This is a genomic window from Acinetobacter sp. TSRC1-2 (assembly GCF_049895885.1).
In the GTDB taxonomy this organism is placed as follows: domain Bacteria; phylum Pseudomonadota; class Gammaproteobacteria; order Pseudomonadales; family Moraxellaceae; genus Acinetobacter.
The window spans coordinates 64,329-77,461 of sequence record NZ_JAFCTF010000004.1 but is presented as its reverse complement, the minus strand read 5'-3'; the positions used below and the strand labels follow the sequence as shown (position 1 = coordinate 77,461).

13 protein-coding genes, 2 tRNA genes and 1 other RNA gene are annotated in these 13,133 nt (G+C 40.1%); 11 read left to right on the top strand and 5 right to left on the bottom strand.

Annotated elements, in window-relative coordinates; translation table 11 throughout:
• Positions 1-20: 20 nt before the first annotated feature.
• Positions 21-572, top strand: coding sequence for a flavodoxin family protein (locus ACP69Y_RS06105; protein ID WP_425917062.1), 552 nt, complete (start codon positions 21-23; stop codon positions 570-572).
• 64 nt (positions 573-636) lie between these two features.
• On the opposite strand, the gene smpB is transcribed toward ACP69Y_RS06105, so the two are convergent.
• The gene (smpB, locus tag ACP69Y_RS06100) at positions 637-1,116 is read right to left on the bottom strand and encodes an SsrA-binding protein SmpB (protein WP_131288808.1); all 480 of its coding nucleotides are present in this window, start codon (positions 1,114-1,116) and stop codon (positions 637-639) included.
• A 140-nt stretch (positions 1,117-1,256) separates the two neighbouring features.
• On the opposite strand from smpB, the gene coaD reads away from it, so the two are divergent.
• The 4 genes from coaD (at position 1,257) to ACP69Y_RS06080 (ending at position 2,570) form a co-directional block, all read left to right on the top strand.
• Positions 1,257-1,748: a pantetheine-phosphate adenylyltransferase gene (coaD, locus tag ACP69Y_RS06095; RefSeq protein WP_425917059.1), complete on the top strand. Its 492-nt coding sequence runs from the start codon at positions 1,257-1,259 to the stop codon at positions 1,746-1,748.
• Between the two features lies 1 nt (position 1,749).
• Positions 1,750-2,013: a YfhL family 4Fe-4S dicluster ferredoxin gene (locus tag ACP69Y_RS06090; RefSeq protein ID WP_425917057.1), complete on the top strand. Its 264-nt coding sequence runs from the start codon at positions 1,750-1,752 to the stop codon at positions 2,011-2,013.
• A 26-nt stretch (positions 2,014-2,039) separates the two neighbouring features.
• Positions 2,040-2,422, top strand: an RNA gene (gene rnpB / locus ACP69Y_RS06085) — RNase P RNA component class A.
• 71 nt (positions 2,423-2,493) lie between these two features.
• Positions 2,494-2,570, top strand: a tRNA-Met gene (locus tag ACP69Y_RS06080).
• Positions 2,571-2,650: 80 nt separating this feature from the next.
• On the opposite strand, the gene ACP69Y_RS06075 is transcribed toward ACP69Y_RS06080, so the two are convergent.
• Positions 2,651-2,917 (bottom strand): hypothetical protein, encoded by a 267-nt coding sequence (locus ACP69Y_RS06075; protein ID WP_425917055.1) that lies wholly within the window; start codon positions 2,915-2,917, stop codon positions 2,651-2,653.
• A gap of 319 nt (positions 2,918-3,236) precedes the next feature.
• Between ACP69Y_RS06075 and ACP69Y_RS06070 the strand changes: the two genes are divergently transcribed.
• Positions 3,237-3,313, top strand: a tRNA-Met gene (locus tag ACP69Y_RS06070).
• An 88-nt stretch (positions 3,314-3,401) separates the two neighbouring features.
• On the opposite strand, the gene ACP69Y_RS06065 is transcribed toward ACP69Y_RS06070, so the two are convergent.
• Entirely contained in the window at positions 3,402-4,427 is a 1,026-nt protein-coding gene (locus ACP69Y_RS06065) for a hypothetical protein (RefSeq protein ID WP_425917053.1), read from the bottom strand.
• The gene (locus tag ACP69Y_RS06060; protein ID WP_425917051.1) at positions 4,420-6,045 is read right to left on the bottom strand and encodes an NAD+ synthase; all 1,626 of its coding nucleotides are present in this window, start codon (positions 6,043-6,045) and stop codon (positions 4,420-4,422) included. The genes ACP69Y_RS06065 and ACP69Y_RS06060 overlap by 8 nt, the downstream gene beginning before the upstream one ends.
• 247 nt (positions 6,046-6,292) lie before the next feature.
• On the opposite strand from ACP69Y_RS06060, the gene ACP69Y_RS06055 reads away from it, so the two are divergent.
• Entirely contained in the window at positions 6,293-6,778 is a 486-nt protein-coding gene (locus ACP69Y_RS06055) for a type IV secretion protein Rhs (protein WP_425917049.1), read from the top strand.
• A 122-nt stretch (positions 6,779-6,900) separates the two neighbouring features.
• Here ACP69Y_RS06055 and gltA read toward each other — a convergent pair whose 3' ends face one another.
• Entirely contained in the window at positions 6,901-8,178 is a 1,278-nt protein-coding gene (gene gltA / locus ACP69Y_RS06050) for a citrate synthase (protein WP_425917047.1), read from the bottom strand.
• A gap of 1,020 nt (positions 8,179-9,198) precedes the next feature.
• On the opposite strand from gltA, the gene sdhC reads away from it, so the two are divergent.
• The 4 genes from sdhC to ACP69Y_RS06030 are packed head-to-tail and all read left to right on the top strand — an operon-like array spanning position 9,199 to position 12,598.
• The gene (gene sdhC / locus ACP69Y_RS06045; protein ID WP_425917045.1) at positions 9,199-9,597 is read left to right on the top strand and encodes a succinate dehydrogenase, cytochrome b556 subunit; all 399 of its coding nucleotides are present in this window, start codon (positions 9,199-9,201) and stop codon (positions 9,595-9,597) included.
• Positions 9,597-9,962, top strand: coding sequence for a succinate dehydrogenase, hydrophobic membrane anchor protein (sdhD, locus tag ACP69Y_RS06040; RefSeq protein ID WP_425917043.1), 366 nt, complete (start codon positions 9,597-9,599; stop codon positions 9,960-9,962). Before sdhC ends, sdhD begins: the two co-directional genes overlap by 1 nt.
• A 12-nt stretch (positions 9,963-9,974) precedes the next feature.
• Positions 9,975-11,873 (top strand): FAD-binding protein, encoded by a 1,899-nt coding sequence (locus ACP69Y_RS06035; RefSeq protein WP_425917041.1) that lies wholly within the window; start codon positions 9,975-9,977, stop codon positions 11,871-11,873.
• Positions 11,874-11,887: 14 nt separating this feature from the next.
• On the top strand, positions 11,888-12,598 hold the full coding sequence (locus tag ACP69Y_RS06030; RefSeq protein WP_425917039.1) for a succinate dehydrogenase iron-sulfur subunit: 711 nt from the start codon (positions 11,888-11,890) through the stop codon (positions 12,596-12,598).
• Positions 12,599-13,133: the final 535 nt, after the last annotated feature.

Sequence of the window (13,133 nt, the reverse complement as noted above, 5' to 3'; positions counted from 1 at the left end):
AATTTACTGCTTTTATTGATATGCCTTTATCTTCGAAATCACTTGCCATCGTTTATCACAGCCCATATGGACATACTGCAAAAGTAGCCTCTTTTATTGCTCAAGGTGCTGAGCAAACGGGCATTCATGTGCACTGTATGAACATCGAACACGTGGATTGGGATGTACTGGATCAGGCGGATGCGATTGTTTTCGGTTGCCCAACCTATATGGGAAGTTTAACTGCTGCTTTGAAGTTATTTATGGAGCAGTCTTCCAAACGCTGGTTGGCACGCACATGGCAAGGCAAAATTGCAGCGGGTTTCACCAATGGTGGCGGTTTAAGCGGAGATAAGCTAGCTGTGTTGCAACAGATCAATCTGTTTGCCATGCAACATGGCATGTTGTGGACAGGCTTGCCGATGATGCCTACCGGACGTAGCGCACAGGATTTGAACCGGATGTCGAGCTTTTTAGGTTTAATGACGCAGTCCGATAATGCGCCCGTTGAAATAACTCCGCCACAAGGTGATTTAGATACAGCCATCTGGTTTGGTGAATATATCGGCTTATTGCTGGGTAAACTAAAATAAAAGCAGATTGATATGAATATTAAAAAACCTCCAGAGGGAGGTTTTTTGTTTGATAGATAAAAACTTATTTATGGAAAATTCGGGCTTTATCGCGTTGCCAGTCACGGTCTTTTTCAGTGGCACGTTTATCGTGAAGCTGTTTACCTTTTACTAAAGCAATTTCAAGCTTGGCATTTGGCCCTTTCCAGTAACAAGCCAGTGGAACGCATGAATAACCTTTTTGGTTAATCGCACCCATCAGCTTTTCGATTTCACGTCGGTTCAACAAAAGTTTACGTGTACGCGTCGCTTCAGGTACCACATGGGTCGATGCGCTCAGTAAAGGCTGAACCTGTGCACCAAACAAGAAGGCTTCACCATTTTTAAAGGTAATATAGCTTTCTACGATGGTCATACGACCTGCACGCATTGATTTGACTTCCCAGCCTTGTAATGAAAGACCAGCTTCGAATTTCTCTTCAATAAAATAATCGTGGCGGGCACGTTTGTTGAGTGCAATAGTTCCGCCGTTATTTTTTTTAACTACAATACTTGCTTTCGCCATAATCTGATACTTCCAATCTTCCTACTATTGTACCGCAACTCGAACCAAGATGAAGTTTTTTAAATTTATGAGGATTATTCACTAAAAAAACAAGTTTTTGTTAAAATAAGCATCTACACAATAAACTAGAGTACAAATGGATGTCTAAAACTCGCGTTATTTATCCGGGCACCTTCGATCCAATTACCAATGGTCATATCGATTTGGTGTCACGTGCAGCGAAAATGTTCGATGAGGTGGTGGTTGCCATTGCCATTGGTCATCATAAGAATCCAGTTTTTAGTTTAGAAGAGCGAGTAGATTTAGCGCAAAAATCTTTAAGTCACTTGCCCAATGTAGAATTTGTCGGCTTTGATGGTTTGTTGGTGAGTTTTTTCCGCGAACAAAAAGCCACAGCAGTACTTCGGGGTTTACGTGCCGTATCGGATTTTGAATATGAATTTCAACTGGCCAATATGAATCGTCGACTGGATTCGAATTTTGAAGCGGTGTTTTTAACTCCTTCAGAGCAATATTCTTTTATTTCATCTACGTTGGTACGTGAAATTGCCCGTTTAAATGGTGATGTGACCCAATTTGTACCGCAAGCTGTGGTTGAAGCCTTTAAACGGAAACAACAACAAGGTTGGTAGCGTGTCTTTATATATTACCGATGAATGCATCAATTGTGATGTGTGCGAGCCGGTGTGCCCGAACGAGGCCATTTTCATGGGTGAAATCATATATGAGATTCACCCGGATTTGTGTACCGAATGTGTCGGGCATTTTGATGAACCCCAATGTCAATTATTCTGTCCAGTCGATTGTATTCCGCTAGATCCAAAGCATGTGGAATCTCAAGATCACTTAATGGATAAATATAAAAAACTGATTGCTCAAAAAAGCACAAGCAATTAGTCCGGAAGTTTGATAAGATGCGCCCCGAAGTGAGCCAGACGATCGCTGCTGTGGAAATCTCCGTGATTGAAGCAGGGGAGGAAAGTCCGGGCTTCATAGGGCAGGGTGCCAGGTAACGCCTGGGCGGTGAAAGCCGACGGCAAGTGCAGCAGAGAGTAGACCGCCATCTTTGCAATTTCCCTTCGGGGAGACCAAGAGAGATGGTAAGGGTGAAAGGGTGCGGTAAGAGCGCACCGCGTGTCTGGTAACAGTTCACGGCAAGGTAAACCCCACCAGAAGCAAGACCAAATAGGAATCCTGAGGCACGGCCCGTGCTGGATTCGGGTAGGTCGCTTGAGCGTACGAGTGATTGTGCGCCTAGAGGAATGATCGTTCACGACAGAACCCGGCTTATCGGCTCACTTCACTAATTTTTTACAATTATTGTGTGATATTTCTTGACATACAGCATGTTGAAATAGATAATACGCGCACAGTTTTGGCTATGTAGCTCAGTTGGTTAGAGCACCGCACTCATAATGCGGGGGTCACAGGTTCAAGTCCCGTCATAGCCACCATTTTAATAGGTCACACTTCTATAAGTGTGACCTTTTTTTATGCTTGAAATTTGTACTTAATTATTTATGCTTAAAATCATTTATTCACACTGAAGAGCAGTTGTTGCCAATTTAATATGTGGAAATTCTTGATTATATTTTTCTAAAATAGCATCTTTCTTGTCTTGACCGAACAGCATCGATTGTAACTGACTAATTTTATCTTCAGTTAAATGCTGATATGCACAATGTAATGCGATCTGGTTTTGTTTGGCAATTGCCAGTTTTTGATCTTCTGGAATTTGTTCAATTCGATACAATTTTTGCTGTGCTTTACTCAGCTGCGCAAGACTACGTTTTTGTTGCATGGTGAGTAGCTGCTGACGGTTAATTCATTGTGCTACATCCATCCGTACACCATTGTAGTCCACAAATATGGGTGAGATGATTTGGCAACCTGTACTGAGCAAGGTGACTACACTTATGCATATTAATTTGAGTTGGTTCATATTTTCTTTGTCTTTTGGATTCTTGATTTGAGCAGATAATAGGAAAAATAACATGAAGAAAAGCTGCTTTTGTTTAAATATTGATTGAAAGCTTTTAAATCGCTTAAAGACTGAACACTTGTAAAATGCAGGGCTTGACGCTACTCACTGAAATTTAGATAATGCGCACACAGTTTATGGCTATGTAGCTCAGTTGGTTAGAGCACCGCACTCATAATGCGGGGGTCACAGGTTCAAGTCCCGTCATAGCCACCATTTTTATAGACCATGCTCTCAGCATGGTCTCTTTTTTTGTGGGTCAAAAAGTATAGGTTGATGTCAAATAAAAAATACAAGAGAAAGATTACAAATTATCTTGGATATACTGCTCAATAAATTGATGGGTTGTTTCGCTTAAATAGAAAGGTGAGATCAACTGCTGCAGAATCCCCTCGAGTAAGCCTTGTTCTTCTAGAGCCTGAATAGTATGCGGCAAGAAACGCAGCGCCTCTTGATGCAAATCATCTTCATCTAGTCCAACGGAGTGCAATAATTCTTGTAAATTATAGTCAGCAAAATAATCATAAAAAACGGCCACAACATCCAAAATCACCTGTTGCAAATATTCGCCTTGTCGCAACTGTCGCCATGTTTCATAAACCAATATGAAAAATTCTTCAAAGTCGATGGCTTGGAGTTGCGAGAAGATTTCTTTTAAGGTTTTTTGTTTAATATCATTCCATAAATGTAGGCTGATATCAGCCAGTTCTTCATTGGGTAATAAAATGATATTGCCCAATTGTTTAACTAGCGTTTGGGCAAGTTGTTGCTCAAGTTTAAGTTCAATATTTTGTTGTTGGTCTTGAATAAAACTGAGTATTTTGGAACCCAATCCGTGTTTATGCAGATTAAGTTTGCGTAGATGGTCCAGCCAAGGCGTATTGCTTTCCAGAATTTGATTGGCTAACTGTAAACTCACAAGTTTGACTTGCGGGTTATGTTGCAAATTATCTTGGATATAGTAACGTAACTGGTCTAATTCCAGTATTTTGTTCATCCATAATTCGAATGATTCATCTGAAAACAGCTCATTAATTTGAGTATGATTATTAATGGCAAGATGATGAATTCTTTGCGCAATCATCCCGATGAACTCTAAAATTTCCGCACCTAGATTTAGTTCAAAAGTATATTTTTGAACTACATTTTGTAATGATTCAAGCTGAATAAATTGTTTTAATAAAATTTGATCGGAATGGGTATAAATATGATGAACAAACTTTTCGATGTAGTGATTATTTTTTTCTGCTAATAATTGTTTTTTAATAAAACAAGTTTGCTCAAGCATAAGCGCTTGAGCAAACTGTTGAGCAAAGTCCTGCTTAGACACCCGGTGTCCATCCATTAACGATCGGATAGCGACGTTCGCGGCCAAATGAGCGCGGACTAATGCGTGGACCAATCGCAGCTTGACGGCGTTTGTATTCGTTACGATCGACAAGACGAATTACTTTTTCAACCACTTCTTTCTTAAAGCCTTTGGCAATGATGTCATCCTGGCTGCAATCTTCTTCAATATAAGCATAAAGAATCGCATCTAGTACATCATACGCAGGTAAAGAATCTTGGTCTTTTTGATCAGGACGAAGTTCTGCAGAAGGCGGACGGGTGATCACACGTTCAGGAATGACAGGGGTTTCAGAAATACTGTTACGGTATTTAGCCAGTTCAAACACAATGGTTTTATACACATCTTTTAGAACTGCGTAACCGCCCACCATATCGCCATACAGCGTGCAATAACCTACAGAAAGTTCTGATTTGTTACCGGTTGCCAATACAAGGTTGCCAAATTTATTCGATAGACCCATCAGTAGTGTACCGCGTGCACGTGCTTGCAGGTTTTCTTCAGTCGTATCTGCAGGGCTGTTACCAAAGAAAGGATACAGAGTTTGCATGAAGCTGTTTACAATCGGGTTGATTTCGGCAATACCAAAAGTCACGCCCATATTTTTCGCTTGTGCAGCTGCATCTTCAACACTGATTTGCGCTGTATAGGTATAAGGCATCATCACGGCTTGGACTTTATCTGCACCGATCGCATCAACCGCAATTGCGAGGGTTAATGCCGAGTCAATCCCGCCAGACAAACCCAGAATCACGCCCGGGAAACCAGAACGTTGAATATAGTCACGGGTTGCTAAAACCAGGCCTTGATAAATTTCAGCCATGGTATCTAAAGCGGGAGTCAGTGTTCCAACTTTATAAGCCTGTTGTTCAGCTTCATATTCAGCGTAAAAAAGATCTTCTTTAAAGCTTGGTGCCTGTAAAGCAATGCCGCCGTCTTTATTGATCACAAAACTGGTGCCATCAAAGATAAGATCGTCCTGACCACCGACTTGGTTGGTATAGACCAAATTGATGTTCAGTTGTTTGGCCAGCTCGCTCATGGTGGTAAGGCGATGTTGCGGTTTACCCACTTCATAAGGGGAAGCATTTAAGACTAAAGCGGTTTCAACATTTAGTTGGGATAATTGATGTACGGTATTGAGTGACCAAATATCTTCACAAATCAAAACGCCAAATTTATGGCCTAGATATTCAAAAACAAGGTGTTGATGTCCTTCGCTGAAATAACGTTTTTCATCAAAGACACCATAGTTTGGCAAGTTCTGCTTGTTATAAATACCCAATACTTGTCCATCTTTCATTACGGCTGCCGCATTATAACGGTGACCATCGTCAGTTTGATTGACAAAACCAAAGACCATTACTATATCTTTTACCTGGCTAAGCTGCTCAAATGCATTTTGAGTACGTTTAGCGAAGCTAGGACGGAGTAATAAGTCTTCCGCAGGGTAGCCGACGGTTGAAAGCTCGGGAAAGATAATTAAATCAGCTTTTTGTTTTTTGGCTTCATTTACCTGTGCAAGCATTTTTTGAGCATTTGCTTCGATATTGCCAATATGTGGAGAGAATTGTGCAAGGGCAATTTTAAAACTTTTCATTCCAACTTAATCCTATACCTATAGGGATATATACACAGACTGATGATTTATTATGGCTATTGGTTCAACGCTGTGTACGCGACGACAAACAAATAGATGTTTAATCAATAATTAGCAATTCGATACTATATACGAATTGCGACATTTATTGAGATAAAAACAAAAAAAAATCCGAATTTAGACAAAAAAACTACAGCGTTAATGAGAGAATAAAAACGCGAAAAATGTGTGATTATTGCCAGATAAGATGACATTATTTATGAAGCCTATACTGCATACTTTGAATCGGTTATTCGAGGTTGAGAATCGAAAATTAACCCAAGGTGAAAAACAACTTGCGCAATCTGTTTTTGGAATACATTTGCAGCTTGATACAATCAGAATTGTGGCTCATCGCGGGGTGATTAAGAATTATGCCATTAGTCCCAATGGTAATATCTATTTCCATCCTCAAAACTGGTGCGAAGATTTCTCTAAGCTGTCTTTAGCTAAACAGTCCTGGTTAATTCATGAACTTACCCATGTCTGGCAAATTCAGCAGGGTTTGGCTGTAGTGCGTAAAGCAATATTTGATCGTAAATATCAGTATGTTTTAGAGCAGGGCAAACTGTTTTTACAGTACGGTATTGAGCAGCAGGCGCAGATGGTTCAGGACTATTTTATTAGAAAATCCCGTGGGCAGGAGTGTCAGGCCTATGAGGATTGTATTCCATTCCTGTCTCAAAAAGCATGATTTTGTGCTGAGCTGAAAATAATAAGGTGGTTCATTAGAGTATTAAGAATAATTTAATTGTGTTTAGTCATAAAAAAACCGCCTAAAGAGGCGGTTTTTTAAATCATTAAATTCTTAAAGAATTAACGACCCTGGATGTCACGTTGAACTTCACCTGTGTAAAGTTGACGTGGACGACCGATTTTGTAAGGACCGCTATGCATTTCTAACCAGTGACTGATCCAGCCAACTGTACGTGCAAGAGCGAAAATTACAGTAAACATTTCAGTCGGGATACCAATCGCTTTAAGGATGATACCTGAGTAGAAGTCTACGTTAGGGTACAAGTTGCGTTTAATGAAGTATTCGTCAGATAACGCAATACGTTCAAGTTCCATAGCAAGCGCAAGTTGTGGATCGTTGATGCCAAGAGCAGCAAGAACTTCATCACAAGTTTCTTTCATTACTTTCGCACGTGGATCGAAGTTTTTATAAACTCGGTGACCGAAGCCCATAAGTTTAACTTCTTTAGTTTTCACTTTTTCCATGAAGCCAGCAACGTTTTCTACAGAGCCGATTTCGTCAAGCATCTTAAGAACTGCTTCGTTCGCGCCGCCGTGAGCAGGACCCCATAGTGCAGAGATACCAGCAGCAATACATGCATACGGGTTAGCACCAGTAGAACCAGCTAAACGTACTGTAGAAGTAGACGCATTTTGTTCATGGTCAGCATGAAGCGTGAAGATACGATCCATTGCTTTAGCAAGAATAGGATCAACTTTGTAATCACGGTCTGCAGGAGTAGCAAACATCATGTACAAGAAGTTTTCTGCGTAGCTCAAGTCGTTACGTGGGTAAACGAACGGTTGACCTACTGTGTATTTGTAGCTCCAAGCTGCAAGAGTTGGAACTTTAGCAATCAAGCGGATTGCTGTAATTTCACGGTGATCAACATTTTCGATGTCTAAGTTGTTGTGATAGAACGCAGAAAGCGCACCCACTACACCAACCATGATCGCCATCGGATGAGCATCGCGACGGAAACCATTGAAGAAACGGCTAACTTGGTCGTGAACCATTGTATGGTTACGAACTTTAGCATCAAACTCTACTTTTTGTTCAGCTGTTGGAAGTTCGCCGTTTAACAACAAGTAGCAAGTTTCTAGGTAGTCTGCTTTAGTCGCTAACTGGTCGATCGGGTAACCCCGGTGTAAAAGAACACCTTTACCACCATCGATGAATGTGATTTTAGATTCACATGCAGCTGTTGCCATAAAACCAGGATCGAAAGTAAAGTGACCTGCAGTCAACACATCTTTAACGTCGATTACATCTGGGCCCAATGTGCCGCTGTAAATTGGTAATTCAATTTCTTTGCCATCAAGCTGTAAAACGGCTTTTTTGCCAGTTGCTTCAGACATTCAATAGATCTCCTGTCCTGGTGAATGTTTTATCCGACTCGTAGTAATCATCTTTTAATGCGCGAATCAGATGGATCGAAAATTTGCTATAAGATTAGTGAGTACTGAAATTTTGTCAATTATACTTATGGATAAAAAGAGACGCTCTCACAGGGATTTGGTCAAAAAATAATCCGGTAACCATGGGGAAAATATCAGTATCGACGCAGTATAATAAGTCATATAAAGATAAGTTGCAGAAAAAAATATGCATGCTGTTGGAATTATAGGCAATTTTTAATTGTTAAAAACTCTAGGTAGGATGGTTTTTTAAATTTTTATATATGACTAAACTATTCTAATTCTCATAACTTACCCATGTTAATTGAAGAAAAATGTCGTTTTCTTATTCATAATAAAAAGCGATTAATCATCTTTAAAAAATCGTTCGTTTGGATAAAAAATAACTTGTTTATGAGTGTATAAATGCTTATTCATTCAGCGATTATGTGAGAATAAGTCATTTTTTTGTTTAAAATCTAAACATAAGAAGGATGAAATATGGAGTTATACACAGACTAAGTGGTTATTTCTTTTCATGATGTTGCTATCACGTATTTTTAAATAAATACCCCATATTTATTTTGTAAATGTAGGGCGTTATTCTAATATTTGTGATTATCTAAAGAGATAAGAAGTCTTGGCGATGATTTGTTCATCTTTAGTCTAAATATATTTATTTAATTATCCAAGCAAAAAACGATCAATCAAATAGTATTTTAATCAATAAAAACCAATTATATAGCTATGTTTTGTTAGATCTATTTTGTCTACTTTAGTACAGTAATTAGTGTTAATGATTCTTATTTAATGGTTTTTTGCAGAAAAGGTAAATGGGATTGTTTGTATTTTAATAGTTCACGTTTTATAATTCCCTGTCGTTTTAAGTTTAGGTATTGCTGGATATTGCAAATACCTAAAAATGCTAGCTTTCCTTCGAATTAATTCCAACAAACTCCGGATGGAGTTTTTACTTACAGGATGCCCGCTGTGAAAAGCAACAGACCTGTCAATTTGTCCATGGGTCAAGTTTTAGAAGTAAACTTAAAATCCCCTGTGGCTATTGCATCAATTCTACACCGTCTTTCTGGTGTCATCGTATTTTTACTCGTACCGGTACTTTTGTGGCTTTTAGACAAATCATTGTCTTCGGCTGAAGGTTTTACTCAAGTTCAAGAAATCTTCGGTAGCTTCATTGTGCGTTTCATCGTATGGGTATTTGTAGCCGGTTTAATATTCCACTTTATTACGGGTGTTAAACATTTACTTGCAGACAACGGTATTGCCGAAGAGCTGCAAAGTGGTCGTATAGCAGCTACTATTTCATTGATCTTGTCTGCGATTGGTATCATCGCAGCATTTGTATGGATTGTTCTCTAATGAAAAGTGCTACAGGTTTTACGGGTTCAGGTTCTCGCGATTGGTTTATCCAACGTGTTAGTGCTGTTGTATTAGCTGTTTATACTGTTGTGGTATTTGGTTGGATTCTCTGCAATGGCGGATTTAACTACGAACAATGGTTTGGCTTTATGATGACATTACCAATGAAGGTTTTATCTTTATTGGCAGTCTTATCTCTTGTCGCACACGCTTGGATCGGCATGTGGCAGGTATTCACGGATTATGTGACTACTCGTCAAATGGGTCCTTCAGCTTCAGGTTTACGCCTAGTGTTGACGTCAGCAGTCATTATTGCTGTATTTGCATATGCAATCTGGGCGATCCAGATTTTTTGGGCGAATTGATAGGAAAATATCATGGGCGCAATAACCCCTAAAGAAGATTATACAAACATTCAACACCTCACTTTTGATGCAGTTATCGTTGGTGGTGGTGGTTCAGGTATGCGTGCTTCATATCAACTTGCTCAAGCAGGTTTGAATGTTGCAGTCCTGACTAAAGTATTCCCGACACGTTCGCACACTGTTGCAGCGCAGGGTGGTATTGGTGCATCTCTTGGTAATATGCAAGAAGATAACTGGCACTACCACTTCTATGACACGGTAAAAGGTTCGGATTGGTTAGGTGACCAAGACGCAATCGAGTTTATGTGCCGTGAAGCGCCTAAAGTTGTTTACGAACTTGAACACATGGGTATGCCATTTGACCGTAACGCAGACGGTACGATTTACCAGCGTCCATTTGGTGGTCACTCTGCAAACTACGGTGAAAAACCGGTTCCACGTGCATGTGCTGCAGCTGACCGTACAGGTCATGCGCTTCTTCATACGCTTTATCAAAGCAACGTGAAAATGGGTACGCAATTCTTCGTAGAATGGATCGCACTTGATCTGATTCGTAACGAAGCGGGTGATGTACTCGGTGTAACTGCAATTGACCAAGAAACCGGTAATATTGCGGTATTCCAAGCAAAAGCGACATTATTTGCAACAGGTGGTGCGGGTCGCGTTTACCGTGCATCTACCAATGCGTATATCAATACTGGTGACGGTCTTGGTATGGCGGCGCGTTCTGGTATTCCATTACAAGATATGGAATTCTGGCAGTTCCACCCAACAGGTGTTGCGGGCGCAGGTGTATTGTTGACTGAAGGCTGTCGTGGTGAAGGTGCAATCCTTCGTAACAAAGACGGCGAACCGTTCATGGAGCGTTATGCTCCGACTTTGAAAGACTTGGCACCGCGTGACTTCGTATCACGTTCTATGGACCAGGAAATCAAAGAAGGTCGTGGTTGTGGTCCTAAAGGTGATTATATCTTGCTTGATATGACACATTTGGGTGCTGATACCATCATGAAACGTCTTCCATCTGTATTTGAAATTGGTAAGAAGTTTGCAAACGTAGACATCACCAAAGAACCAATTCCTGTGGTACCGACAATCCATTATCAAATGGGTGGTATTCCAACCAATATTCATGGACAAGTTGTTGTTCCTGAAGGTGCTTCGGATACTAACTTTGAAGCAGGTTATGATAAGAGTGGTGACGTTTACTCAAGCAATGGTGGTGAGCGTAACTATACCAAACCTGTTAAAGGCTTCTATGCAATTGGTGAATGTTCTTGTGTGTCTGTACATGGTGCAAACCGTTTAGGTACTAACTCGCTGCTTGACCTGGTTGTGTTTGGTAAGGCTGCCGGTGACCATATTATCGATTACGTGACTAAACATCACGGTGATGAATATCAACCGCTTCCGACCACTGTGTTTGAAAATACAAGAAAGCGTATTCGTCATTTGGATGAGTCAACTTCGGGTGAAAATGCTCAAGAAGTTGCTGATGCAATTCGTGATATCGTTCAAGACCATGCGGGTGTGTTCCGTACTCAAGCATTGCTTGATGAAGGCGTGAAACAGATTCTTGCGATTGAACCACGTGTTCGCAACATTCATTTAAAAGACAAATCTAAAGTATTTAACACTGCACGTGTTGAAGCTCTAGAAGTTGAAAACTTGTATGAAGTTGCTAAAGCAACCTTAATCTCGGCTGCTGCGCGTAAAGAATGTCGTGGTGCACATACTGTTGTTGATTATGAATTACCGGCAGATCATCCAACTTATTCTTACGGTCGCCGTGATGATGAATGGATGAAGCATACTTTATGGTTCTCTTCAGACAATCGTCTCGAGTACAAACCAGTCCGTTACAAGCCAGTATCGGTTGATGCGATTCCACCAGCACCACGTACATTCTAATCAGGAGAATAAAGATGAGTAGAGGTATCCGTACATTCCATATCTACCGCTATGATCCTGACAAGGATAAAGCCCCGTACATGCAAACTTTTAAACTTGAGTTGACTGACAAGCACCGTATGTTGCTTGATGCTCTTCTTGCGTTGAAAGTACAGGACGAATCTTTAACGTTCCGTCGTTCATGTCGTGAAGGTATTTGTGGTTCTGATGGTGTAAACATCAACGGTAAAAACGGTTTGGCTTGTTTGTGGAATCTTAACGATTTACCAAACGAAATCACCATTCGTCCTTTGCCGGGTTTACCTGTAGTAAAAGACTTGATTGTTGATATGAACCAGTTCTACGATCAGTACAACAAAATTCATCCATTCTTGATCAATAATCAGCCTGCGCCAGCGAAGGAGCGTTTACAGTCTCCTGAAGAACGCGAGCATTTAAACGGTCTGTATGAATGTATTCTTTGTGCATGCTGTTCAACTGCATGCCCATCATTCTGGTGGAACCCGGACAAATTCTTGGGTCCTTCAGCATTGTTGAATGCATACCGTTTCATTATTGACTCTCGTGATACAGCGACACAAGATCGTTTGGCTCGTCTAGATGATCCATTCAGCTTGTTCCGTTGTAAAGGTATCATGAACTGTGTATCTGTTTGTCCTAAAGGTTTGAATCCAACTAAAGCGATCGGTCACATCCGTAGCATGTTGTTAGACCAAGCAGGCTAATCTGTACCCGTCATAAAAAAGCACACCTTATGGTGTGCTTTTTTATGTTTTGAATATCATAATCATTTATAGATTTATGCAAAAAATGTATGTAATTGGGGGAGAGATTATTTGTTGGCGCTGAAGCAAATGACTGGAATTGTTTAAAATTAACCCCAAATGACATTAAAGCTTCATTGGATTGTAGTTAAGTTGTTCGAATTGACAATTAAAGTGCCAATCTTAGGTTTCAATCTGCAAAGTTGAGATTAAAATGTTAACATATGGTGTGAATAAAGAGGGCCAGTTTAAATATTGCGCTCTCTTTTGTTGTATTTAAATTGTTGGCTTGGGACTATGGTCTACATTGAAACCAATTATTAAATAAAGCACCATATGTTAAAGGAAAATGGGAAGGATGTATTTCGCTAATTTATGAGAGGTATGTGTCAAAAAAATCAATTGTAACTAGATATCATGTTACGATTTGATACATCGTTATATTTAAAAAAAGCGCCTTGTTTATGTACATTTTTTCAACATTTTAGAGTGTATA